Source organism: Ralstonia sp. AU12-08 (assembly GCF_000442475.1).
GTDB lineage: Bacteria > Pseudomonadota > Gammaproteobacteria > Burkholderiales > Burkholderiaceae > Ralstonia > Ralstonia insidiosa.
This window is the reverse complement of sequence record NZ_ASZV01000006.1, coordinates 19,419-40,434: the sequence shown is the minus strand read 5'-3', so window position 1 is coordinate 40,434 and position 21,016 is coordinate 19,419. Positions and strand designations below refer to the sequence as shown.

Below are 21,016 nucleotides of genomic sequence, written 5' to 3'. Positions count from 1 at the left end.
GTCTGGTTCGGAACATATAATGCAAACCAGACAATTTAACGCATCGAAAGCGACAAAGCGCGCCAACATGTACACCGCCTACCGTGAAGCCGACCTGCGGGTGCCCAAGGGCGCCCCGTTCTACTTCCGCTACGACCATTTCGAGCCCGAGACCGCTATCGAGCCGCACACGCACCCGTGGGGCCAGATCAACCGCATCAACCTCGGCTTAATGGAGGTCGTGGTCGATGGGCGCCGGCTGACGGCGCCGGCCGAATACCTGATCTGGGTGCCGGCCAACCAGCCGCATTCGGCGTCGATCCGGCAGGCGACGGATTTCCTCTCCGTGTACTTGGCCGAGCCGCTCGCGCAACGGCTGCCGCCCATGGCTTGCCTGATCCCGCAAACGCCGCTGGTGCGCGCGCTGTTCGAAGACTTTGCCGCGCGCCGCGTCACCGCCATGGCGGACGACTGGGACTTGCGCCAGTTCGAGCTGCTGGTCGAAACCCTCGTTCGCGCCGGGCATACCGACAGCTACCTCCCGGACAGCACCGATCGCCATCTCGAGCCCATCCTGCAGGCCATCCGCCTGGACCCGACCGACAACACCACGCTGCAGCAGTGGGCCGAACGCGTGCACAGCACCGAGCGCACGCTCGCACGCCGTTTCCAGAGCGAACTCGGCATGAGCTTCGTGCAATGGCGCAACCGCGTGCGGCTGCTGCGCGCACTGGTATGGCTCAAGGAGGATTGCTCGATCCAGGACATCGCCCTGGCACTCGGCTACAGCACGCCATCGGCGTTCATCACGATGTTCCGCAAGCAGCTCGGTTTCTCGCCGGAGCGCTACCGGCGGCAGATGTGCGGCGAGACCTAGGGTCTCAACAAACCCTGGCCCCGCCGCATAGCCCACCACATCAAGCCACCGAGTACCCGCCATCCGCCACGAGCGCATGGCCCGACACAAAGCTCGCGTCATCCGAGGCGAGGAAGGCCACGATCGTCGCCATCTCCTGCGCACTGCCGACGCGGCCCGCTGGCGTGCCGGCGGCAAAGTCGTACATCGCCTCGGCCGACGGCCAGATACCGCGATGGTGGAACGGCGTCTCGATCAGCCCCGGCGCCAGCGCGTTGACGCGAATGCCACGGCGGAACCATTCGATCGACGCGGTCTTCGTCATGCCGATCACCGCGTGCTTGGTACCGATGTACAGGCCCGCGTTCTCAAAACCGATCACGCCGCCCATCGATGCGTTGTTGATGATGCTGCCCGAGCCTTGGCGGAGCATCACCTCGGCCTCGTACTTCATCGAGTGAAAAACGCCGCGCACGTTCGGGTCGAACACCTTGTCGTAGGTAGCGTCCGTCTGCTCGGTGAGCGGTGCGAACACGCCCTCGGTGCCTGCGTTGTTGAAGGCAATGTCGAGGCGCCCGTACGTGCTGACGGTGAAGTCGACCATCTTGCGGATGTCGTCTTCGCGCGTGACGTCGGCTTCGACGGCGGCCGCTTCGCCGCCTTGCGCGCGGATCGTCTGCACCAGCGCGTCGAGTTCTGCCTTGCGCCGAGCAGCCACGACCACCTTGGCACCGCGCTTGGCCAGTTCAATGGCAGAAGCGTGCCCGATACCCGAGCTGGCGCCCGTCACGAGAGCGATCTTGTCCTTCAGTTGTTGCGTTGCTGCGTTCATGTTCGGCTCCTTGCCGTAGATGGAGAAATCTGGCGTCCGGCGGTTGGTTGGGGCTCGGTACCGCCAGGCTTGGAGCCAAGTATGGGTAGGCTGATGCGGCAAATAAATGGAATAATCCGGCAAACAAAATTCCCATTTCTGGAATTCAAGGGGTTGCCATGCAAGACCGGCTTGAACTGCTGCGCATCTTCACTGCGGCCGCCAGCGCGACGACGTTTCGAGAAGCGGCAGCACGGCTTGGCGTGTCGCCACAGGCCGTCACGCGGGCGGTGCGCGAGTTGGAAGACACGCTGGGCGAGACGCTCTTCCACCGCAACACGCGCAGCGTGCAGATCACGCGCTACGGGCAGGATTTCGCCGCACAGGCGCAGACCGCGCTGCAGACCGTCGATGGCCTGTTCGATGCCTCGTCGGCCAAGGCGGCAGAGATGGGCGGCATCGTGCGTGTCACGGCGCCTTCGCATGTGGGGCGCACCTATGTCATGCCTGTGCTGACGGCACTGATGCAACAGCACCCGGGCCTGGTCGCAGACCTTCGCCTGTCGGACACCCCTTCCGCCGTGGTGGATGAGCAGATCGACGTGGGCGTGCGCGTCGGCTTCATCGGTGACAACCGCTTCGTGGCGCGCTCGATCGGCACCGTGCCGTTGTGGGTGGTGGGCGCACCCGCGCTGCTCGCCCGCGTGGGCGAACCCAAGACACCCGATGCACTGCTGGCGCTGCCGGTCACCACGCTCATCAACCGCACGGATGGCCGTGCCTGGTCGTGGGCCTTCCGTAGTGACACCCAGATCCAACCCCGCCACACGGCCTTCGTGACCGATGACCCGGAGACCGAGGTGCAAGCCGCCTGCGCGGGCCTGGGCTTCACGCAAACCTCCGAGTACCTGCTGCGCCCGCACGTCGAGCGCGGGGAACTGGTGCGCGTGTTGCGGCGGTTCGAGCCTCCTTCATGGACGCTTCACGTCTATCGCCCGCAGCGGGGGCCCGTACCAACGCGCGTGCGGGTGGTGTTCGATGCGCTGGTCGCGCACCTGAAGGCGCTCTGCCGTACGTGAAAGCGGGCAACGCGGCTGCCCCACTGCACAAACACTGCAGCACAATGGCGTGTCGACCGCCCGGAGGCCAACCCGTGCAAACGCAGATGGCGCGCCCGCATCCCGCACTGCGCCCGTACATCGACCGCTACTGGAGCTGGGAAGCCGCGCCGGGCGAGCGCATTGCGCTGCCGCGGCTCCTGCCTGGCACCGGCACCGAAGTGTTTCTCCATCACCGCCAGCCGTTTCGTAGCGAGAACGGAGCCGCACTGCCCGCCGCCCACATGCTGTGCGTGCGATTGCAGCCTTATGCACTGGCATCGACCGACGACATCGGCTTCACAGCGATACGGATTCGCGCGGGCCGATGGGGGGCGTTGGTCCGCGAATCCATCGGCCGGTTGCTGGATACACAGGCACCGATCGACGCACTGTGGGGCCGCGAAGCGCTCGGTTGGCACGAGCAGGTGGCGCAGGCCGCCGATTTCTCACAGCGCGTTGCGTTGATCGATGCATTCCTGCTGGCACGGCTAGCACCTGTGCGCGCCGACGCCCAGGTGACTGCAGCGGTTGCCGCGCTCTATGCCGCGCCACACACCACCTCCATCGATGCGCTGGCCGCACGCTTGCAGCTCGGCCGGCGGCAACTGGAGCGTCGTTTCCTGGCGGTAGAAGGCTTAGCGCCGGTCGCATTCCGGCGGCTGGTGCGGTTCCAGCACACCGTGCGCGCATTGCATCTGCAACCGCAATTGCCGTTGCTCGATACCGCACTCGCTCATGGCTACTACGACCAGCCGCAGTTCAACCGTGAGTTTCGATCGCTCACCGGGCAATCGCCATTGCGCTATCGGCGGGACGCGCAAACGAAGACGCATTTCTACAAGACCTCGCTCGCCTGACCATTAAAGATGGCAACCCATCTTCCTAGTTCTGAGGTGAAGCATGTATCTGCTGATCGTTCGACTGCGGGCGCGGCCCGAAACCGTTGATGCGCTCTGCGGGCAGCTCTCGACGCTGGTGGCACTGGCGCGCGAGGAGCCCGGCACGCTGGCGTATTCCTTCTATCGCGCGCATGACGAGTCGGACGTCTTTCTCCTGCACGAGGTGTATCGGGACCGGGCCGCGTGGGAGGCGCACATGGCCTCCGAACCCGTGCAGCGCGCGCTGTCGACGTTCGACACGCTGCTCACAGCACCTCCAGAAATCACCAGCGGAACGCTGATGGAAGCGCATGGTTTGACACTGGGCGAAGCAGTATAGGTGACCCGCGCGAACTGAAAACAATTGTGGGAATCCGCGCCACATAACCGTTTCCGGGCAGCGACATCCCTTAGAATCAAGCGCGTTGCAGATTTGGAAGCCCCCCATGCGCACACCTTGGTTCACATCCGCACGGATGCTGGGCTGTGCCCTCGCCCTGAGCGCGCCCGTCCTCAGCGGCTGCAGTTCTTTCATGTCGGAAGGTACGACGGCCGCGGCCGGCATTGGTGGCGCGGCCCTTGCCGCCAAGGTGACCGACAACGCGGCAGTGGCCACCGGCATCGGCCTGGGCGTGCAGGCCGGCGCCCGCGCGGCGCTGCAGCACACCCAACGCGTCGTGCACACCGAGACACAGGATCAGATTGCCCAGATCGCAGGCGCACTGCCTGACAACACTGTCGGCAACTGGCAGATCAAACACCGCATTCCCCTTGAGCCCGATGAACGCGGGCGTGTCGTCGTCACCCGTTCGATCAACGGGCCGCTCGTCAGCTGCAAGGAAATTCTCTTCACCGTGGACGGCGAGGCCACACAGGTCGACTTCTTCATCGCGTCGATCTGCAACGACGGCAAGCAGTGGAAATGGGCGACCGCCGAGCCGGCCACCGCGCGCTGGGGCTCGCTGCAATGAGGGCGTTGCGCTGGCTTCTGTTGGGCTGCGCTGGCCTGGTTGCCGGATGCTCCTCGGTCGGGCCGCTGACGGGCGCGGCGGCAGGTGTGGCCAGCGGCGCGGTGACGGCCAATCCGGCAGTGGCCTATGGCGTGGCGGTCACGGTCAACGCGGCTACCGATGCATCGATCAAGTACGCCACACGCAAATGGGCCGCCAGTGAGCAAGACGCGCTGGCCACAGCAGTGGGCCGCCTGAGTGACGGCGCCCCTTCGCTCAACTGGTCGTTGGAACGCCTGATGGGCATCACCAAGGCACACGGCAAGGTGGTGCTGGTACGCACCTTCACCACGCCGCTGGCAACGTGCCGCGAGGCCATCCTCACCGTGCAGGACGGCGATGCCCCCAAGACCGCACCCGGCTACACCATCTACGCCTGCCAGAACGGCAACGCCTGGCAATGGGCCAATGCAGAACCCGCCGTGCCGCGCTGGGGCAATCTGCAGTAATTACGGCTGAGCCTTGGCGGCCAGACGCATCACAGCGTCCTGCAAGAACCGCTTGCTCGCTTCGATGACGACCTGCTGCATGGCCTCGTCCGGCATGGCCCGGGCGATATGGATGGCGCCTACCAACTGCGCGATCATCGCCCACGCCGCATCGTCATCGCCCAGGCGCTGCGCGAGAACCGCGTGGCCCTTGCGCATCTCTTCCTGATAGAGCGCACGCACGCTGTTGTCTGCGCGTGCAATCTCTGCCGCCAAACCAGGCACCGCACAGCCTGCTTCGGGATGCTTTACGTGCGCGAGATTCAGGTAGCGGTCCAGTTCAAAGCGCAGCCAGTCTTGCGCAGTGTCGTGCGGATTGCCGGCCCACATCTCGCGGCTGGCGGCCAGTTCGGACTCGATCAACGCCTTGAGCCAATCCGACTTGGAACCAAAGTGGCTGTAGAACGCGCCGCTGGTCATGCCGGCAGCCTGCGCAAGGGCATCCACGCCCGTCGCCGCAAACCCACTGATCTTGACCTTGCGGGCGGTTGCCTTGAGCAGCTCCTTGCGCTTTTCTTCTTTGTGACCCGGCTGGTATCGCATCTTTACCTCCGTACTTCGACTCGCTTGACACTATGCAACCAGTAGCATAACGTTTGTTATGGTAACGATCGTTATTCTATAAACGAGGTGGATATGGAGACAAGCAACAAGCAGGCGGCACTCGTCATCGGCGCAGGAGATGCCACGGGCGGCGCCATCGCCAAACGCTTTGCGCGCGAGGGCCTGGTTGCCTGCGTCACGCGCCGCTCGGCCGACAAGCTGCAGCCGCTGGTCGAAGCGATCCGTGCGGAAGGCGGTCAGGCGCTCGGCTTCGCGTCGGATGCGCGCAAGGAGGAAGACGTCATCAAGCTCGTCGACGACATCGAGCGCGACGTCGGCCCGATCGAGGTGATGGTCTTCAACATCGGCGCCAACGTGCCGAGCAGCATCCTGGAAGAGACCGCCCGCAAGTACTTCAAGATCTGGGAGATGGCGTGCTTCTCCGGCTTCCTGGCCGGGCGTGAAGTGGCCAAGCGCATGGTCACGCGCGGGCGCGGCACGATTCTCTTCACCGGCGCAACGGCAGGGATGCGCGGATCGGCCAATTTTGCGGCATTCGCGGGCGCCAAGCATGCGCTGCGGGCGCTCGCGCAAAGCATGGCGCGCGAACTGGGCCCCAAGGGCATCCACGTGGCGCATGTGGTGGTCGATGGCGCCATCGATACCGAGTTCATCCGCGAGAACTTTCCCGAGCGCTATGCCCTGAAAGACCAGGACGGCATCCTCAACCCCGAGCACATCGCCGAGAATTACTGGTACCTGCACACGCAACCGCGCGACGCCTGGACGCACGAGCTGGATCTGCGCCCGTGGATCGAGCGCTGGTAACACCATTACAACACCAGGAGACACACGCATGAAGCAGGTCGAATTCTTCTTCGATGTGGGCAGCCCGTACAGCTACCTCGCGTATCACCAACTGCCGAAGATTGCGCAAGCCAAGGGCGCGGAGATCGTCTGGCGGCCGATGCTGCTGGGCGGCGTGTTCCAGGCCACGGGCAACAGCAGCCCGGCCACCATTCCGGCCAAGGGCCGGTACTCCAACATCGACCTGGAACGCTGGGCGACATACTTTGGCGTGCCGATCCAGCAGAACCCGCACTTCCCGATCAACACGCTGCAGCTGATGCGCGGTGCCGTGGGGATGCAACTGCGCAGTGATGCCGAGTTCCACAACTACCTCGGTGCCATCTTCAGCGCGATGTTCGAGCACCCGCGCAACCTGGGTGACCTGAACGAGCTGGCGGCCGTACTGGAAGCCGCCGGTATCTCGCCCGCGCTGATGATGGAGTTGGTGCAGGATAACCACGTCAAGCAGACGCTGCGCAAAACCACCGAAGAAGCCGTGGCGCGCGGCGTGTTCGGCGCGCCCACGTTCTTTGTCGGCGATGAGATGTTCTGGGGGCAGGATCGTCTGCATTTTGTCGAGGCAGCGCTCAGCTAAGCCAGCGCAAACCCGCTCCCAGCCTGGAATTAAAGATCAATCAGACGAGACCTTAGAAAGTTTCACTTCAATTTGGCGGAAACACGACGCTTAAGGGGATGCGCTTTCCGCGCACCCTCTCTACGATGCGGGCGCGCATGCGATGCGGGGGCAGCGAACTCGCGGTTCACGCTGTGGCATCGAAGCGGCTTTCCATACTCCAACCAATAAGAAGGACTTTCATGTTTCGTATTCTTGTATCCGGTCTCGCCCTCTCATTTGCCCTGTCCGGCTGCGCCGTGAGCGTCGGTGGTGGCACGGGCGTCGACAAAATCTCTGACGCAACGCAGGAATCGCTGCAGAAGCAGTTCGTCCCGGGCGTTGCCAAGCGCGAAGACGTTGCACTGGAACTCGGCGCACCGAGCGACAAGGCAACGGCTGGTGGCCTCGACATCTGGAACTATCGCTATTCGCGCAACGCGGCAATCGGCATCGCGTTCGTCGGGATTCCTGTTGGCTCAAAAAAGGTGGCTTCGTTCTACTTTGATGATTCGGACGGTGTGCTGAAAAAGATCGAATACAAGGTCCTGCAGCAGTAACCCCCGCTTCCCCTACCCGCCAGCCGGCCGCCGACGTGCGGCCGGCATGGCGCGGCCTCGCTCACCCGCCCCCCGCCTCTCCAACCTTACAACGCGACCGGCATTGGCTTGTTTCATTCAATACGAATCATTATCATTTGCGTTCTTGATTCCACTGAACTCTGTCATGCACGGTGTTGCCCTCCTGCTCGGGTTGCTGGCCGCAGGCTGCCTGTACGCGGCGTCGCCTAATCAGGCGCTGCTCGCGCCCGGTTCGCTTGCGCGTGGCCGCGTGCTCTGCGCGGCCGCACTGGTGATGGCGGCAATTGCCGTGGTGCTGTGGAACGACGTGCTCGGCTGGGCCGGCGCGACCATCGGTGTGTTGCTGGTGGTAGCAGGTGGCCTCTCGCTGTGGCCAATGGCCGGTGCGTGGGTACAGCAACGTCGCCAGGCGGCGGAGGTACGGCCGTGACCGGCATGGGCACCAAGTGGCTGGCCGGTGTGGTACTCGGCCTGCCGTTGTCGATTGCGCTGTGCACGCTGGCGATCCTGTGGCTGCCGGGCGGCTGGGAGAGCGGCCTGATCGGCGCGCTGCTCGTCTGCCTGCCGCTGTGGGTGGTCTTCATCAGCGCAAGCGTGCTGTTCTCGACCAGCGTTCACGCGTGGGTCGTGTTCGGCACGGCCAATCTCCTGTCATTTGGCGTGCTCTGGCTGCCGCGCCTGCTGCACCCCTGACCATGAAATCCGCCACTCTCCGTCTGTATCAGACGCTGCATACCTGGGTCGGCCTGATGGCTGGCTGGGCACTGTTCATTGCGTTCTTTGCCGGTGCGCTCACGGTATTCCATGAGGAGCTGCACGCGTGGCAAAACCCGCTGCGGGCCGAACACGCTGCCGTTGCCACCACGCCTGCCGACGTCGACCACTTCGTGAACACGCTCGTGCGCACGCACCCGGCAGCGGCCGCCAGCGCCTACGTGATCCTCCCCAACGAAGGCGAGCCCGAGTTTTCCGCCTATTGGCAGAACAGCAAGGGCGATTGGCAGACCACCACCGGCAGCAAGCTCACCGCCGGCAAGACCACGCCAAAGGACCTGTCGCTCGAACCCTCCAAGGGGGAGCTGGCCAACTTCCTGAACCGGCTGCACTACTCGCTGGGGCTGGAAGATATGGGCATGTACTTCATGGGCGCGATCTCGGTGCTGTATGGCGTGGCGCTCATCTCGGGCGTGCTGCTGCACCTGCCGCGCCTGAAGAAAGACCTGCTGGCCGTGCGCCCGGGGCGCAATCTCAAGCGCTTCTGGATGGACGTGCACAACGTGCTCGGCCTGTTCAGCCTGCCGTTCCACCTGATCTTTGCGATGACCGCGCCGGTGCTGTGCCTGAGCGTGGTGCTGATGACGGTGTTCAACAGCGTGACGCTCAACGGCAAACTGTTTGATGCCGTGCCGCGCGTGACCACCGCGGCCGGTACGGTGGTGGCTGCCAATCGCTCGGCCTCGATGTTGTCAGCCGAGGCACTGCTGGCCCGCGCACGTGAAACCGCCGGACCCAATTTCACCGTCAAGTCGATCCACTACCAGCACATTGGAGATGCCAACGCCGTGGCAGAAGTGCGCGGCAGCAGCACGCGCGCGGTGGGCGACTACGGTTCCGTCGCCATTCACGCCGCCGCTGGCCAACCCAACAGCGGCCAGTTGGTCAGCAACCAGACGCCCGATGCGCGCGACACCAACCACGCCATCTTCAGCCTCGTCTACGGCCTGCACTTCGGCACCTACGGCGACATCGTCCTGCGCCTGGCTTACTTGGTGATGGGTATTGCCGGCGCGTTCGTCTTCTATTCGGGCAACCTGCTGTGGATCGAATCGCGCCGCAAGCAGCGCAAACTCGATCAGCCACGCGTGCACCAGTTGCTGGCGCGCGCCACGGTGGGCGTGTGCATTGGCTGTTGCGTGGGTGTGATGGCGATGTTCCCAGCGGCGCTGCTGTGGCCGGAGCGCTCGACGGGCGTGACGTACTACACGGTGTTCTTTGGGGCGATTGCGTGGGCATTGATACGACCGCCCGCACGCGGTGCAGTGGAACTGCTGAGCGCCGCGGCCATTGCAGCGGTGCTGGTGCCCATCACCAATGCCGTCGTGACTGGCGACCACCTGCTGCGCACGATCGCGCGTGGCGAATGGAACGTGGCCGGTTTCGACCTCGGCGCGCTGGTGCTTGCGTGCGGCTTTGTCGCTCTCGCACGTGCCACGCTGCGCCGGGCGCGCCAGGGTGCGCCTGATTCTGTTTGGGCGATGCCTGCACGCGAGGCCGACAACGCACCCGCCGGCAACGGCCTGCATCCGAGCGTGGCCAAAGAGCCCTAACGCCCAAAAAAAAAAGCAGCACAAACCACACCACCCGCACGTTCCCGCGCCTGCCGTTCAACGGCATGCGTGGGCACGTGCACGCCGCATTTCACTGACAACGCTGTCCAGGGGAGCACCAGATGCCAGCCGCCGTTTCACGCCGATCCACCCTTCGCCGCCGCACGCGCGCCGCACGTCCACGCGTCACGCCTTTGGCGCGGCAACTCGCGTGGATGCTCGCGGCCATGAGTGCGGGCGCACCCGCCTGGGCGCAGCAGACCTCGGCCCAGGTCGACCTGCCCGCCACGCAGGTCTCCGCCGGCAAAGCGGCTGCGTACGGTGCCAAGCAGGCCGCCACCGGTGCCCTGGGTGACAAGCCCCTGCTCGACACGCCGTTCTCCATCAACGTCGTCACGCAGGAGTTGATCCAGAACCGCCAGGCACAGACGATTGGCGAGGTGTTCAAGGGTGACCCGTCCGTGACCGCCAACAACGACGGCTACATTGGTGAGGCATCGAATATCACCATCCGCGGCCTGCAACTCGACTTGCTGGAGGGCTACAAGATCGACGGCATGGCCGTGCCCAACTGGGGCAGCGATGTGCCGCTGGAACACTTCGAGCGCGTGGAGCTGCTCAAGGGCCTGTCGGGTTTCATGTACGGCTTCGGCACGCCGGGCGGCATTGCCAACTTCGTCACCAAGCGCCCGACCAACACCTTTGGCGGCAGCGCCACGTTCGGCTATACCAGCGGCGGCACGCTCAAGGAATCGATTGACCTGGGCGGCCGCTTTGGCCCCACCAAGGCGCTGGGTGCACGGCTTGGCGTGGTGCATGAAGAAGGCGACACCTTTGTCGACGGCGGCCATATCAAGCGTGACTCCGCATCACTCGCGCTCGATGCCCGCATCACGCCGAATCTGCAATGGTCGTTCGATGGCTTGTACATGCAGCGCAACGTGCAGGGCGCGTACTACGGCATCATCCCCGGGCAAGATTTTGGCGTGCCGGTCAGCGAGTTCGTGCGCACACCGCGCGCCATTGACGGCAGCCAGCGCGTGGCCTCGCGCGGCTCGTACTACGAGACCGAAATCAAGACCGTCGGCACCGAACTGAACTGGGCAGCCGCACCCGACTGGAACGTGCGCGCGTCATACCGCTACACGCAGCAGAACCGCGGCAACGCCGACAGCGCCATCCAGCTGACCGACAACGCCGGCACCTTCAGCGAGTTGCAGTACGGCTCGTACCAGCGCTATGCGTACAGCCAAGCGCAGGTGATGGCAAATGGCCGCGTGCGCACCGGGTCGATCGAGCATGAACTGGTGTTCGGCACATCGTGGCAAAGCCTGACGCAGGCCAATACCGGCTTCGCCTCCACCTTCCTGGGCACGGGCAATCTGTACAACCCATCGGCGTTTGTGTCGTCGGGTGCGCCGTTGATGCGGGTGCCGTCATCCGAGGGGATGTACCGCACTTCGAAGATCGACCAGACCTCGGTCTTCGCCAGCGATACAGTCAAGTTCAACCAACAGTGGTCGGTGTTGGGCGGCCTGCGCTACACGCGCTTTAGCCAGACCGGCTACACCCCGAGCGGTGACGTGTCGGCCAAGTACGACCGCGAGCCGATCACGCCCACGGTGGCGCTGATGTTCAAACCCGTGCAGCCGATGACGCTGTATGCGAGCTATGTGGAATCGCTCGAAGCCGGCGCCAGCGCACCCATCACAGCAGCCAATGCGGGTACCGTGTTCGGCCCGCTCAAGAGCAAGCAAGTCGAGGTGGGCGCCAAGGCGGAGTTGCACGACTGGAGCCTGGGTGCGGCGCTGTTCCAGGTGCAACGTGGCCTGGCATACCTGCGCCCGGACAACGTCTATACGCAGGACGGCATGACGCGCTACCGCGGCCTGGAGTTGAGCGCACGCGGCAAGATCGCACGGGACTGGACGCTGCTTGGTGGAGTGTTGTTCATGAACTCGGAGAACACGGAATCCGATGCCTCGGTGCTTGGCAAGCGCGCCTACGGATCGCCGCGGTACAAGGCCACGGCGTATGTCGAATACGCGGTGCCGGCCATGCCCGGGCTGGTGCTGTCAGCCGGTGGCCAGTACGTCGGCAACTCGGCGCTGGAGGCCAACAACAGCAATATCGTGCCGGGGTACCACACGTTTGATGCGGGTGCACGCTACAGCACCAAGGTGGGCGGCAAGGCCGTCACGTTCCGCTTCAACATCGACAACCTGACCAACGAGAAATACTGGCTGCCGAGCTGGGGGTTCATCCTCGCGCAAGGGGCGCCGCGCACGTTCCGGGCCAGTGCCACGATCAACTTTTGAGCATAGCGGCCTCCACCGGGGGAGATTTCGCTCTCCCGGGGCCTATATCTTTGGCCCCGGGTGCCGATACAGACGAAGTCCACCGGCCGCGATATGGCCGGCGCTCCTCATCGCTCGTCCGTTGATCTCGTGAAACTCCCTCGTACGTTTGCACTCCTTGCCCCACTGGCCCTGGGCGCAACCCCCACCGTGCCGGTGGCCGCAACCCGCACCAGCCTGACCATCAACCTTGCGGTGGCCGATAGCTGCATGATCAACAGCCAACCACCCGCCGCTGTCAGCGTGCAATGCCTGGGCGCGTCACCCAGCCGCATATCGCGCGGCGCTGCCATACCGGCTCTACCGGCGCAAGTCGAAGATGCGGCGATCTCAGCACACCAACAGATTGTGACTGTGGAATTTTGATAATCAGTGGGAAGCGGACCTCTCTTTGACTATGTTGAAACGATCACCTTTCAACAACAAGCAGAGCCCGCGACGTCACTGTCGATGCATGTGCTGCCGCACGCATCATCGGGCCATCTTCCGAGGAGAGCCCGATGCGTGGCAACCGCTCATCAACATCCCGTCTGTTCCGCCTCCACCCCCGGTTGATCGTGCTGGCCGGCCTGCTGGCTGCCCCCGGGTGGCTGAGCGCCGCTACCCAAACGACCACCTTCACGGTCACGCTCACGCTGCAGAACAACTGCCTGATCAGCGCCAACCCGCTGAACTTCGGCACCCAGGGCGTGCTCAGCGCCAACGTGGACCAAACCACCAGCCTGAGTGTCACATGCAGCACCGCTGCACCTTATAACGTGGGGCTGGATGCAGGCACCACCACAGGTTCAACCGTCGCCGCACGCCTGCTGGCGGGCAGCGGTGGTGCCACCGTGGGTTTCCAGCTCTACAGTGACAGCGCCCACACCCAGGTCTGGGGCAACACCATCGGCACCAACACGGTCACCGGCACCGGTACCGGCACTGCGCAAACCCTGACGGTCTACGGCCGTGTGCCACAGCAGAGCACGCCAGCTGCCGGCACCTATACCTCCACCGTCACCGCCACCATCACGTTCTGAGTTTGCTCGGCCTTGGGGTTGCCTCGCATGCGGCGCATCGCAACGTCACGGCGTTGCGATGCCGACACGTGCGCTGGGTCTGGGTAGCGAGCCTTGCCGTGCTGATTGCAGCGCTCGCGCCATTCGCCGCGCACGCGGCTGCGCTGCAGATCTCACCCATCCGTCTTGACCTGCCGCCAGGCCAGATGGCGGCCGTCATCATGCTGCACAACCGCGGCACGCAACCACTCAACGCGCAGGTACGCGTGTTCCGATGGACGCAGGATGCCGATGGCGATCACCTTGAGCCTGCCACGACACTGGTCGCCAGCCCGCCCATCGTGCAGATTCCGGCCAGCGGCGAACAGGTTGTGCGTGTGGTGTTGACGCAGCCGCCTGTTGCCGGCGCGGGTGAACAGGCCTACCGCCTGCTGATCGACGAACTACCGGATCGTCGCCCGCAAACGCTGACCGGCGTGACGATGCAGTTGCGTTACTCGGTGCCAGTGTTCGTCAATGCAACTGCGGATGCGCCGCCCAAGCTGACGGCCACATTGCGCCAAGACGGCGGCAAGGCCGTGCTGGTGGTGCGCAACATCGACAGGTACCACGCACAACTCTCGGCCGTCTCCATCGAATGGAGCGACGGCACGCGCAACGAGATCACCCCAGGCCTACTCGGCTATGCGTTGGCCGGCGCCACACGCACGTGGCCCATCGCGGATGCCCGCACAACGGGTGTCGTGCCACAGCGGCTGCGCGCGCAGATCAATGGCGTTGCGGTTGAGATTCCGCTTGCCCGTGCCGACTGATGTGCAACGCGGGCACGACCTGCCGCCGCGTACTTGCCTTGGGTTGCGGCTTGGTGTTGGCCGCGTCCGCCGCCGCGCAGGAGCATCTCAGCGCTGGCACCGATGCACCCGCCCTGCTCGCTGCCACACGCCCTGACGGCCCACTGCCCGCCGCCGGCCTGGGCGACATCTATCTGGAGGCCATCATCAACGGCACGTCCACGCAGATCATCGCGCGCTTCCGCCTGCATGATGGACGGCTGTCCACCACCGCCGATGAACTGCGCGCGATCGGCATCCGCGTCGATGATCTGCAACCCAACGCGAACGGTCTGATCGCGCTCGACGGTATCCCCGGTCTGCGCTATGTGTACGACGTGCGCACCCAGCAGGCGCAATTCGCGTTGGACGACACCCGCCGCGTGCCCAACGTGCTCAGCTATCAGACGCAACGCCGCGTGGCCGCCACCAGCGGCACGGGCCTCGTGCTCAACTACGACGCCTACCTGCAACCCACCACGCTCGGCCCCGGCGGCCCGAGCCTGGGCCTGTTCAGCGAGCAGCGTGTCTTCCACCCGGGCGGCGTGTTCGCCAACAGCGGCGTTGCCGTGTTCGGCTCCAGCGCACACCGTTACACCCGGCTCGACACGAGTTGGTCGCACTCCGATGCCGACAGGCTTACGACGCTCGCCGTGGGCGACACCGTGACGTCATCACTCAGTTGGAGCCGTGCCGTCCGGCTGGGCGGCATGCAGTGGCGACGCAACTTCGCACTGCGCCCCGACTTGGTGACGTACCCGCTGCCCGCGCTTGGCGGCAGCGCAGCCGTGCCCACGGCGGTCGATCTCTATGTGAACAACGTGCGGCAGTTCACTGGGCAAGTGGGCAGCGGGCCGTTCGTGCTGAATAACGCGCCGGCCATCACGGGCGCCGGGCAGGCGGTGATCGTGGTCAAGGATGCGCTCGGGCGTGACGTGGTGACATCGGTGCCGCTGTACATCGACACGCGGCTGCTTGCTGCAGGGCTGCTCGACTACGCCGTTGAAATGGGCTTCCTGCGCAACAACTATGGCGTGCGCTCGTTCGACTATGCATCGAGCCCCGCGCTGAGCACATCCATGCGCTATGGCCTCACCAGCAGCCTCACGCTTGAAGGTCATGCAGAAGCCACGCGCAGCGTCGCCAATGCCGGCGGAGGTACGCTAGTGCGACTGGGCCAGGGCGGCGTGCTGTCTGGCGCGGCCGCGTACTCGCAAGGCGACGGCCAGAACGGCGCACAGGGCACCATCGGCTATCAATACCGCACGCCCATCTTCAACGTTGACGTGCAAGGCATGCGCAGCTTCGGCACGTACCGCGACTTGGCAAGCGCTGCAGGTGCGCCGTTTCTACGCTCGCTGTTGCGCACCACGGTGTCGGTGCCGGCAGGCCGCTCGGGCAGCGTTGCGGCCAGCTATATCGGTGTGTCCGACCCAGTGACGGGCAAGTCGCGTATCGTCTCGCTGTCGTACAGCACGCAGGTCGGGCGCGATTTCTCGCTCAGCGCCAGTGCCTATCAAGATCTCGCAGACAGCCGCGCGCGCGGTGTGCTGATGGCGCTCACCATGGCACTGGGCAACGACACCAGCACGGCCGTTGGCGTGGGTACCGACCGCGGCCACACCTCGGCCACCGTCAGCGCCATCCGCACGCCGGAATACGGCGGTGGCTTCGGTTGGCAGCTGCAAGCGAACCAGACCGGGTCGGACCGCCGATCCCTGGCGCAGCTGAACTACCGCAGCCGTTACGGCGATGCCTTTGTCGCCGCGCAGGAGGTCAACGGCCAGACCAGCACAGCAGTGGACCTGACCGGCTCGGTTGTTGTCATGGATGGCGACGTGCTGCCGGGCAGACGCATCAACGACGGATTTGCGCTGGTCTCAACCGAAGGCATCCCCAACGTGCCGGTGACCTTCGAGAACCGCCTGATGGGCCGCACGAATGCGGGTGGCCACTTGCTCGTACCGGACCTCGTCTCATACGAGAACAACCGCGTGGCGATCGACCCGCTCGTGCTGCCCATCAACGCCAAGCTCGATACCAGCACCATGACGATTGCCCCGGCTGACCGCTCGGGTGTGCTGGCACGCTTTCGCATCGAAACCTTTCGCGGCGCGCAACTTCGCCTGGTCGATGCGCACGACCAACCACTGCCGGCCGGCAGTACCGCCACACTCGTGCGAAATGGCCAGCGCTATCCGATCGGCTATGACGGCCTTGCCTTCATCGATACGCTGGACACAGAGAACACCGTACGCGTGGATGACGTGAGCCCGCCTTGCGTGGTGCAGTTCACCTACCCCGCTGATGCTGGCGCGCTGCCGACGTTCGGCCCGCTGCGCTGCGTGCCTCAACCACAGCGTGGTGCGCCATGAGCCGGCGCTGGCTGCGCACCTGTCTGCTGATGCTGGCCGTGCTGCTGCCGGCGTATGCGCACGCACAGTCGTGCTCCGTGACCACGGCCAGCATCAACTTCGGCAACATCAGCCCCGTGCAGGGCAGCAACACCGATGTCACCACCACGCTCACCGTCAACTGCAACGGCTTTCCGCTGCTCCAGGGCTCCGCACGCGCGTGCCTGAATCTGGGCACGGGCAGTGGCGGAACAAGCATCACGCCACGCGTATTGAGTTTCGGCAGCAACCAACTGCAGTACAACGTGTACACAGACAGCGGGCGCAGCACCGTCTGGGGTGGGCGCACGACCCCTTCCACACCGGCGCTGACAGTGGATGTACCGCTGGGCCTGCTCGGCGCAGGCTCCGCCACCGTCACGGTGTATGGCCGCGTCACTGGCGGTCAAACCACGCTGCCCGCCGGCACCTACACGCAGAGCTTCTCTGGCGCCAGCGCGACCACCTATTCGCTGTTCAACCCCGGCACCACGACGTGCGCGAGCATCACCACCAACCCGACCACGTTTTCGTTCTCTGCCACCGCCAGCCTGATCAACGACTGCATCATCAGCGCAACGAATCTGAACTTCGGCACAGCCGGGCTACTCAACGCGGCCGTCACCGCCAGCAGCGCCATCACACTCAACTGCACGAACCAGTCGCCGTGGACGTTGTCGCTGTCCGCCGGCGGGGGCAGCGGCGCGACGGTCGCCAACCGGTTGCTGACACGCACGGGCGGCACCCAAACCGTGGGCTACGGACTCTACACAACCAGTGCGTTCGCCGCCGTGTGGGGGGATGGCACGGCCGGAACCTCAACGGTGGCCGGCATCGGAAGCGGGGCATCGCAGGTATCGACGGTGTATGGGCGCGTACCCGTACAGGTGACGCCGCAGGCCGGGGTTTATAACGACACAATCATCGTGACGGTGACGTACTGAGCCAGGCACGGTGCATGGATCCAGTTGGACTAAGCCCGCACCACACAACAAGAATAAGTTGCATATCTAACTATAACCGCCTACCATCCAACTCACCATGTTTGACCACTGCCTCTACTTCAACACCTCCGCGCTGGCCCGCAAGCTCGAACGCGTCTGGGCAGATGCCTTCGCGCCCTTCGACCTGACGCCTCCGCAAGGCTTCATGTTGAGAGCGATCGTCGACCGTCCCGGCATGCTGCAAAGCGAGCTGTCGGAAGCGATGTCCGTCACGCGCCCCACGGCCACGCGCGCGCTGGACGGCCTGGAAGCCAAAGGCCTGATCGAGCGCCGCAAGACAGAAGCCGACGGCCGCGAGACCGCGATCTTCCCGACGCCAGAGGCCATGAAGATTGGTGCGGCTCTGAATGATGCGAGTGGCGCCGTCACCGCCCGCCTCAAACGCGTGCTGGGCAGTGCGGAGTTCACCGATACGGTGTCGAAAATCCGGGGTGTGCGCTCGACCCTGAGCTGAGCGTTTTTTTTGGCTCTTATAGTTGCATTGCTAACTAATAAAGGAAGCTATCATGCCGATCCTCAACGTCAAAGTCAGTGCCCAGCGTTCTGCGGAAATGACGCAGAAGATTTCCACCACGCTGCTGGAACTCACCTCCCGCATCCTCGGCAAAGACCCCAAGGTCACGGCCATCGCCATCGACTACGTCGACCCGGCGGATTGGATCGTTGGCGGGCAAACGCTCGCGGCGCAAGGCAGGCACAGCGTCTATTTCGACATCAAGGTGACGGACGAAACCAACACCAAGGCGGAGAAGGCGCAGTACATCGCCGAGGCGTTCGAGGCATTTGCAGCGCTGCTCGGCAATCTGCACGAAGAGTCCTATATCTATGTACAGGACGTTCGCGCCGCAACGTATGGCTATGGCGGCAAGACCCAGGAGTATCGCTTCCAGCACGCGTGATGCGCACGATGTGCTGGCAGCGCCGCTCCAACCACAAAACAACCAGGTGTGATCATGAACCGCATGAGTGCTTTTTTCGCGGCCAGTTGGGTGGCCGCTGCGTTGCTGTATTTCGGCCAACATTCGCTGGCGCTCACGGCGTTGGCTGGCGTGGTGCTGCTGGCCGGCTACGATCTGTTCCGTCCATGACCGCCCTTGATGTATGCACGCGGGCACTTACGCCGGGCCGCCCCGCTGGTGTGCCCGGTAACGCAGCGGGCTGCTGCCGTAGCCCGCTGCAAATGCGCGGCTGAGTGCACTGACGCTGCCAAAGCCGCACTCGTCCGCAATGTGATCCAGCGGCTGCCTGCCGGTGCGCAACAGGAACGCCGCCAACTCCAGCCTTAACGCCGCCACATAGCGCCGCAGGTTGCTGCCGGTGGCAGCGGCAAAACGGCGTGTCAGGGTCCGCTCACTCATTGCCGCCTGCGCGGCCAGCTCCGCCAGCGCCGGGGGCGCTGCCAACTCCCGTTCCACGATCTCCTGAATGGCCAGCACGGCCGCATCGCCGTGGCGCTTGAACTGCGCTGTCCACACGGCCATGTGCTCGTAAGACGGCAGCGACTGTGTGAGCGCCGTGCGCAGCAGGCGCCGCGAGGCACCTGCTCCTCGGCAGTGATCGATCACATAGGCGCACGCATCCACCGCCGGGTTGATGCCGCTCACCGTGATGAGGCGGCCGTCCACCACGAGCGGCTTGTCCGGCGTGTACTGCACCTCGGGAAAGTGTCGAGCAAACCACGCCCGCTCACTCGCCAGCCCAGTCGCGCGGCGACCATCGAGCAAGCCTGCCTTGGCGAACAGCGGCGCGGCATTCAAGCCCACGACCAGCGCGCCCGCGTCGTATTGCGCGCGCAACCAATCGGCAAATAGCGACTCCTCCGCCTCCAGCATGGCCTGCGGCGCGAACTGGCCAGGCACGATCACCACGTCGTGCAGGCCGGCCGTGCGCAACGCACCACTCGCCGGCACGGCCATGTCGGCAAAGCTGATGGCGGGTTGCCCGTCTGCTGAGAGCAGATCGATCTCGAACAGCCGGCTGCCCATCACGTCCACGCTGCGCGCCTGCATGGTGCCGGCAATCAGCAGCATCTCGTGCGTGAGGAACACGTAGCCGGCAAATAGGCGCGGCGGCAGCAGGATGGCGATGCGAGCGCGGTCCGGACGATGGGGCCGATCAGGACGTTTGGAGGCAGATTTCGACTGTCTGCTCATATCAAGAACGTGGCTATTCAGATCAACCGGAATTGTCGCGGCCTTGCTGAAATACGGCAACCCACCCGCGCATCCGGAGCCACCATGATTTCCCGCACGCTGTTCGATGCTGAACACGACACCTTTCGCGAATCCGTCCGCCGCTTTATCGACGCAGAAGTAATGCCCCACCACGAGCGCTGGGAAGACCAGGGCTACGTCGACCGCGCCATCTGGGAGCAAGCCGCTGCCGCGGGCTACCACTGCGCCAGCATGCCCGAGGCCTACGGTGGCGCCGGTGCGGACATCCGCTACAGCACAGTGCTGATGGAGGAGATCGCCCGCGCGGGTGCCACGGGCCTGGGCTTTGGCCTGCACTCGGAAATCGTCGCGCCCTACCTGCTGCACTACGGCAGCGAGGCGCTCAAGCAGCACTACCTACCCAAACTGGCGAGCGCGGAGATGATCGGCGCGATTGCCATGACTGAGCCCGGCGCCGGCTCCGACCTGCAAGGCGTGCGCACCACCGCGACACGTAGCAGCGATGGCGACCACTACGTGCTCAACGGCTCGAAGATCTTCATCACCAACGGCTGGCATGCCGACGTGGTGATCGTCGTGGCGCGCACCACGCCCGAGGGCGGCGCCAAGGGCACGAGCCTGTTCGTGGTGGATACGTCCATGGACGGCTTCAGCAAGGGCAAGCGCCTGAAAAAAGTCGGCATGAAGGCGCAGGACACGGCCGAGCTGTTCTTCGACAACGTGCGTGTGCCCGCCGCCAACCTGCTGGGCGAAGAGCACTGCGGCTTTGGCTACCTGATGCAGGAGTTGCCGTGGGAGCGGCTGCAGATTGCCATCGGTGCCATCGCTTCGGCCGAAGGTGCGCTCGACTGGACGCTGCGCTACGTGCGCGAGCGCCAGGCCTTCGGCAAATCCATCCTCGACTTCCAGACCGCCCGCCATGCGCTGGCGGAGTTGAAAACCGAAGTGCAGATCGGCCGCGTGTTTGTGGACCAGTGCATCGCGTTGAAGCTCGACGGCAAGCTCGATGCCGCCACCGCGTCGATGGCCAAGTACTGGACCACCGACCTGCAATTCAAAGTGATGGACCGCTGCGTACAACTGCACGGCGGCTACGGCTACATGTGGGAATACCCCATCGCCCGCGCGTGGGCCGACTCGCGCGTGCAGCAGATCTACGGCGGCACCAACGAGATCATGAAAGAGCTGATCGCCCGCACCCTTTGACGCGTACAACACCAAG

25 protein-coding genes are annotated in these 21,016 nt (G+C 64.6%); 22 read left to right on the top strand and 3 right to left on the bottom strand.

Annotation, left to right across the window (positions count from 1 at the left end; all coding sequences use genetic code 11):
• Positions 1-67: 67 nt before the first annotated feature.
• Positions 68-856, top strand: coding sequence for an AraC family transcriptional regulator (locus C404_RS34380; RefSeq protein ID WP_031328829.1), 789 nt, complete (start codon positions 68-70; stop codon positions 854-856).
• 40 nt (positions 857-896) lie between these two features.
• Here C404_RS34380 and C404_RS34375 read toward each other — a convergent pair whose 3' ends face one another.
• Positions 897-1,667, bottom strand: a complete 771-nt coding sequence (locus C404_RS34375; protein WP_021193248.1) for an SDR family NAD(P)-dependent oxidoreductase — start codon at positions 1,665-1,667, stop codon at positions 897-899.
• Positions 1,668-1,825: 158 nt separating this feature from the next.
• Here C404_RS34375 and C404_RS34370 point away from each other — a divergent pair, with 158 nt between their 5' ends.
• From C404_RS34370 to C404_RS34355, 5 genes are all read left to right on the top strand, one after another.
• Positions 1,826-2,725 carry a LysR family transcriptional regulator gene (locus tag C404_RS34370; protein WP_021193247.1) on the top strand — a complete coding sequence of 300 codons (900 nt, stop codon included), beginning with the start codon at positions 1,826-1,828 and terminating at the stop codon, positions 2,723-2,725.
• Between the two features lie 74 nt (positions 2,726-2,799).
• Entirely contained in the window at positions 2,800-3,603 is an 804-nt protein-coding gene (locus tag C404_RS34365) for an AraC family transcriptional regulator (RefSeq protein WP_064496316.1), read from the top strand.
• 43 nt (positions 3,604-3,646) lie between these two features.
• A complete protein-coding gene (locus C404_RS58735) occupies positions 3,647-3,964 on the top strand; it encodes a putative quinol monooxygenase (RefSeq protein WP_021193245.1) in 318 nt (105 codons plus the stop codon).
• A 106-nt stretch (positions 3,965-4,070) separates the two neighbouring features.
• Positions 4,071-4,595 carry a hypothetical protein gene (locus tag C404_RS34360; protein WP_442792366.1) on the top strand — a complete coding sequence of 175 codons (525 nt, stop codon included), beginning with the start codon at positions 4,071-4,073 and terminating at the stop codon, positions 4,593-4,595.
• Positions 4,547-5,083, top strand: coding sequence for a hypothetical protein (locus C404_RS34355; RefSeq protein ID WP_021193243.1), 537 nt, complete (start codon positions 4,547-4,549; stop codon positions 5,081-5,083). The genes C404_RS34360 and C404_RS34355 overlap by 49 nt, the downstream gene beginning before the upstream one ends.
• Here C404_RS34355 and C404_RS34350 read toward each other — a convergent pair whose 3' ends face one another.
• Positions 5,084-5,665 (bottom strand): TetR/AcrR family transcriptional regulator, encoded by a 582-nt coding sequence (locus C404_RS34350; protein WP_021193242.1) that lies wholly within the window; start codon positions 5,663-5,665, stop codon positions 5,084-5,086.
• Positions 5,666-5,758: 93 nt separating this feature from the next.
• Between C404_RS34350 and C404_RS34345 the strand changes: the two genes are divergently transcribed.
• From C404_RS34345 to C404_RS60845, 15 genes are all read left to right on the top strand, one after another.
• On the top strand, positions 5,759-6,493 hold the full coding sequence (locus C404_RS34345) for an SDR family oxidoreductase (protein WP_021193241.1): 735 nt from the start codon (positions 5,759-5,761) through the stop codon (positions 6,491-6,493).
• Positions 6,494-6,521: 28 nt separating this feature from the next.
• On the top strand, positions 6,522-7,109 hold the full coding sequence (locus tag C404_RS34340; RefSeq protein WP_021193240.1) for a 2-hydroxychromene-2-carboxylate isomerase: 588 nt from the start codon (positions 6,522-6,524) through the stop codon (positions 7,107-7,109).
• 221 nt (positions 7,110-7,330) lie between these two features.
• Positions 7,331-7,687 carry a hypothetical protein gene (locus C404_RS34335; protein ID WP_021193239.1) on the top strand — a complete coding sequence of 119 codons (357 nt, stop codon included), beginning with the start codon at positions 7,331-7,333 and terminating at the stop codon, positions 7,685-7,687.
• A 166-nt stretch (positions 7,688-7,853) separates the two neighbouring features.
• Positions 7,854-8,138: a hypothetical protein gene (locus tag C404_RS34330; RefSeq protein ID WP_021193238.1), complete on the top strand. Its 285-nt coding sequence runs from the start codon at positions 7,854-7,856 to the stop codon at positions 8,136-8,138.
• 5 nt (positions 8,139-8,143) lie between these two features.
• Positions 8,144-8,401, top strand: a complete 258-nt coding sequence (locus C404_RS34325) for a hypothetical protein (protein ID WP_192840329.1) — start codon at positions 8,144-8,146, stop codon at positions 8,399-8,401.
• A 2-nt stretch (positions 8,402-8,403) separates the two neighbouring features.
• Positions 8,404-10,035 carry a PepSY-associated TM helix domain-containing protein gene (locus C404_RS34320; RefSeq protein WP_021193236.1) on the top strand — a complete coding sequence of 544 codons (1,632 nt, stop codon included), beginning with the start codon at positions 8,404-8,406 and terminating at the stop codon, positions 10,033-10,035.
• A 122-nt stretch (positions 10,036-10,157) separates the two neighbouring features.
• Positions 10,158-12,353, top strand: coding sequence for a TonB-dependent siderophore receptor (locus tag C404_RS34315; protein ID WP_080981154.1), 2,196 nt, complete (start codon positions 10,158-10,160; stop codon positions 12,351-12,353).
• 129 nt (positions 12,354-12,482) lie between these two features.
• Positions 12,483-12,758 (top strand): hypothetical protein, encoded by a 276-nt coding sequence (locus tag C404_RS34310; RefSeq protein ID WP_152524403.1) that lies wholly within the window; start codon positions 12,483-12,485, stop codon positions 12,756-12,758.
• A gap of 134 nt (positions 12,759-12,892) precedes the next feature.
• Positions 12,893-13,414, top strand: a complete 522-nt coding sequence (locus tag C404_RS34305; protein WP_021193233.1) for a Csu type fimbrial protein — start codon at positions 12,893-12,895, stop codon at positions 13,412-13,414.
• A 98-nt stretch (positions 13,415-13,512) separates the two neighbouring features.
• A complete protein-coding gene (locus C404_RS34300) occupies positions 13,513-14,205 on the top strand; it encodes a fimbrial biogenesis chaperone (protein ID WP_232317431.1) in 693 nt (230 codons plus the stop codon).
• Between the two features lie 53 nt (positions 14,206-14,258).
• Positions 14,259-16,598, top strand: a complete 2,340-nt coding sequence (locus C404_RS34295) for a fimbria/pilus outer membrane usher protein (RefSeq protein WP_235180613.1) — start codon at positions 14,259-14,261, stop codon at positions 16,596-16,598.
• Positions 16,595-17,560, top strand: coding sequence for a Csu type fimbrial protein (locus C404_RS34290; RefSeq protein WP_021193230.1), 966 nt, complete (start codon positions 16,595-16,597; stop codon positions 17,558-17,560). The genes C404_RS34295 and C404_RS34290 overlap by 4 nt, the downstream gene beginning before the upstream one ends.
• A 97-nt stretch (positions 17,561-17,657) precedes the next feature.
• Complete coding sequence (locus C404_RS34285; RefSeq protein WP_021193229.1) at positions 17,658-18,074, top strand: MarR family winged helix-turn-helix transcriptional regulator; 417 nt, start codon at positions 17,658-17,660, stop codon at positions 18,072-18,074.
• 52 nt (positions 18,075-18,126) lie between these two features.
• Positions 18,127-18,519, top strand: coding sequence for a tautomerase family protein (locus C404_RS34280; RefSeq protein ID WP_021193228.1), 393 nt, complete (start codon positions 18,127-18,129; stop codon positions 18,517-18,519).
• Between the two features lie 63 nt (positions 18,520-18,582).
• Positions 18,583-18,708 carry a hypothetical protein gene (locus tag C404_RS60845; RefSeq protein ID WP_261312900.1) on the top strand — a complete coding sequence of 42 codons (126 nt, stop codon included), beginning with the start codon at positions 18,583-18,585 and terminating at the stop codon, positions 18,706-18,708.
• 27 nt (positions 18,709-18,735) lie between these two features.
• Here C404_RS60845 and C404_RS34270 read toward each other — a convergent pair whose 3' ends face one another.
• Positions 18,736-19,773 carry a GlxA family transcriptional regulator gene (locus C404_RS34270; RefSeq protein WP_021193226.1) on the bottom strand — a complete coding sequence of 346 codons (1,038 nt, stop codon included), beginning with the start codon at positions 19,771-19,773 and terminating at the stop codon, positions 18,736-18,738.
• A gap of 84 nt (positions 19,774-19,857) precedes the next feature.
• On the opposite strand from C404_RS34270, the gene C404_RS34265 reads away from it, so the two are divergent.
• Positions 19,858-21,000: an acyl-CoA dehydrogenase family protein gene (locus C404_RS34265; RefSeq protein WP_021193225.1), complete on the top strand. Its 1,143-nt coding sequence runs from the start codon at positions 19,858-19,860 to the stop codon at positions 20,998-21,000.
• Positions 21,001-21,016 lie beyond the last annotated feature (16 nt).